Origin of the sequence: uncultured Streptococcus sp. (assembly GCF_963516575.1) — a bacterium.
In the GTDB taxonomy this organism is placed as follows: domain Bacteria; phylum Bacillota; class Bacilli; order Lactobacillales; family Streptococcaceae; genus Streptococcus.
The window spans coordinates 1-2682 of record NZ_CAUQCP010000089.1 but is presented as its reverse complement, the minus strand read 5'-3'; the positions used below and the strand labels follow the sequence as shown (position 1 = coordinate 2682).

The following is a 2682-nucleotide window of genomic DNA, read 5'->3' as shown; positions in this document are numbered from 1 at the left end:
AAGGAGTCTACTATGAAGAAACTATTCATATTATTATCAACTTTTTTTCTCAGCTTCTTCCTTGCTTGGATTATTGTCTTACGTGCGCCACAATATTTATATGCAAGCTATGATTCCGTCTCCTTACTTCGTGTCAAAAAAGATACTCAGGAACCGACGCGTGAGGTATTTGAACAGGAATTAGAGAATTTTGTAAACTCAGAACAGAGTTTAATAGCTAGAAGAATTGTAGAGCCGAGTAAGGATGGGGCGACTCACTTTACTTATGCAACTTATGGTCAGGGAACTTTACCAAAAGAATTCCAAGAAGCTAGTCAAGAAAGTCGTGAACGTAGTGATCCGCTAAATAGTTATCTCCTTTTGTCAGGCTCCCTGACGAAAGAAAAGCTAGCCGATAAATTAGGAGATTTGGGTTATAAAGCAATTCCTGACCGAAAGATACCGCCCTATTTTCTTGCTTTTCAAATATTACTAAATCCCCTTATCTTAATTAGTTTAGCAATATTTGGCTTATCTTTCTTTGCTCTAGTGATTATTACTCGGATTAAGGAAATGAGAGCTGCAGGTATAAAACTCTTTTCTGGTCAGACTCTCTTATCCATCATGGGGCATTCTTTATCTACTGATATCAAGTGGCTCCTTCTATCAGCCCTCCTTTCCTTCCTAGGTGGGGGAGTCGTTCTTTTTAGTCAAGGTTTGTTTTATCCTATCTTGTTAGCCACCTATGGTTTTGGGATTAGTTTCTATCTGTTGTTTTTATTGGCGATTTCAATTTTACTAATGCTTCTTTATCTAATGAGTTTGAGTTACAAAGCATTAGTTCCTGTTATTAAGGGGAGATTACCCCTTAAACGCTTGATGGCTTTAACCCTATTGTGTCAGTTAGTAGCTGTTTTTACAGTAGGATACGCTGTTAAGACAGGTTTGACGTCTTACCAACGATTGAAAGAACTTGAAATTTCAAAACAAGCATGGCAGGACAGAGCAGACTATTATCAAATTTCTTTTGGCTTAGGTGATAGAGTAAAAGATACAGAAAATCAGAATAAGTGGTATGCCTTTGCCAAGGAAGCAATCGAAGAAGAACAGGCTCTATTTGTAAAGGATAATCTCATTCATTTTGCAAATCCACAAGGAAAAAATGAACAAGGAGAGACACTGGATACCTATAGTCCAGATGCTAATACGCTCTATGTTAGTCCCAGTTATTTGGACAAGGAAAAGGTCGTGGTAGATGCTGAGACCAAACAGAAGTTAGCCCATCTCCAAAAAGGTGAGTTTATCCTCTTGCTCCCAGAACATTTGCGCTCTCGAGAAGCAGAACTTAAGAAAGTTTTTGAAGAAAAATTGAGTGATTATGGAAAATCTGGTGAGGAGGCAAGTGCTCCTTTAGAGTATGAAATGAGAGCGATTGTTAGTTATCTTCCAACTGGAGAAAAGCGGTTTGTTTATAATAACGGTGAGAATCCCGTATCCACTCAGTATTTGACTGATCCGATTTTAGTTGTATTTACTCCAACATCTATAGGTGATAGTATCATTTCTAAATCTATGTGGTCTATCAATGCTGGTAAGAATATCTTTGTCAAAGGATATGAAGATGGGATTAAACTCTTGAAGAAAGCTGGAATTTATGAGCAAGTATCCTATCTTAAAGAAGGAAGAAGTGTTTATCTAACTCGCTATAATGAAGTTCAAACTGAAACAGCAACTTTAATCCTAGGAGCTATTGTGGGGATAGCTAGTTCCTTGTTACTCTTTTATTCTGTCAATCTTCTATATTTCGAGCAATTCCGCCGAGATATCTTGATTAAACGAATTTCAGGTTTACGATTTTTTGAAACACATGCTCAGTATATGGTTAGCCAATTTGCCAGTTTTGTATTTGGTGCTAGTCTCTTTATTTTAAGCAGTCGAGACTTGGTGATTGGCTTACTCACTTTATTAGTCTTTCTAGCTAGTGCAGTTTTGACGCTTTACCGTCAAGCCCATAAGGAATCTCGTGTTTCTATGACAATTATGAAAGGAAAATAGGATGATTGAACTAAAGAATATATCTAAAAAATTTGGAAGCCGTCAGCTATTTTCAGATACGAATCTTCATTTTGAAGGTGGGAAAATTTATGCCTTAATCGGTACAAGTGGCTGTGGTAAGACAACACTCTTGAATATGATTGGACGATTAGAGCCATATGACAAAGGGCAAATCATCTATGATGGCACCTCTCTTAAAGACATCAAGCCTTCTGTTTTCTTTAGAGATTACTTAGGATACCTATTTCAAGATTTTGGCTTAATCGAAAGCCAAACCGTCAAAGAGAATCTCAATCTGGGTTTAGTTGGTAAAAAGTTGAAAGAAAAAGAGAAAATCTCTTTGATGAAACAAGCTCTAAACCGTGTTAACCTCTCTTACTTAGATTTAAAGCAACCTATCTTTGAATTATCAGGAGGAGAAGCACAACGTGTTGCATTAGCGAAGATAATTTTAAAGGATCCACCTTTGATTCTCGCAGATGAACCAACCGCTTCACTAGACCCCAAAAACTCTGAGGAATTACTTTCTATCCTAGAATCTTTAAAAAATCCGAATCGGACCATTATTATTGCGACCCACAATCCTCTGATTTGGGAACAAGTGGACCAAGTTATTCGAGTTACCGATTTATCACATAGATGATATGG

2 protein-coding genes are annotated in these 2682 nt (G+C 37.2%); both read left to right on the top strand.

Annotation, left to right across the window (positions count from 1 at the left end):
- Window positions 1-12: 12 nt before the first annotated feature.
- A complete protein-coding gene (locus tag RWM06_RS09675) occupies window positions 13-2034 on the top strand; it encodes a bacteriocin-associated integral membrane family protein (protein ID WP_313970958.1) in 2022 nt (673 codons plus the stop codon).
- A gap of 1 nt (window position 2035) precedes the next feature.
- Window positions 2036-2677, top strand: a complete 642-nt coding sequence (locus tag RWM06_RS09670) for an ABC transporter ATP-binding protein (RefSeq protein WP_000571283.1) — start codon at window positions 2036-2038, stop codon at window positions 2675-2677.
- Window positions 2678-2682 lie beyond the last annotated feature (5 nt).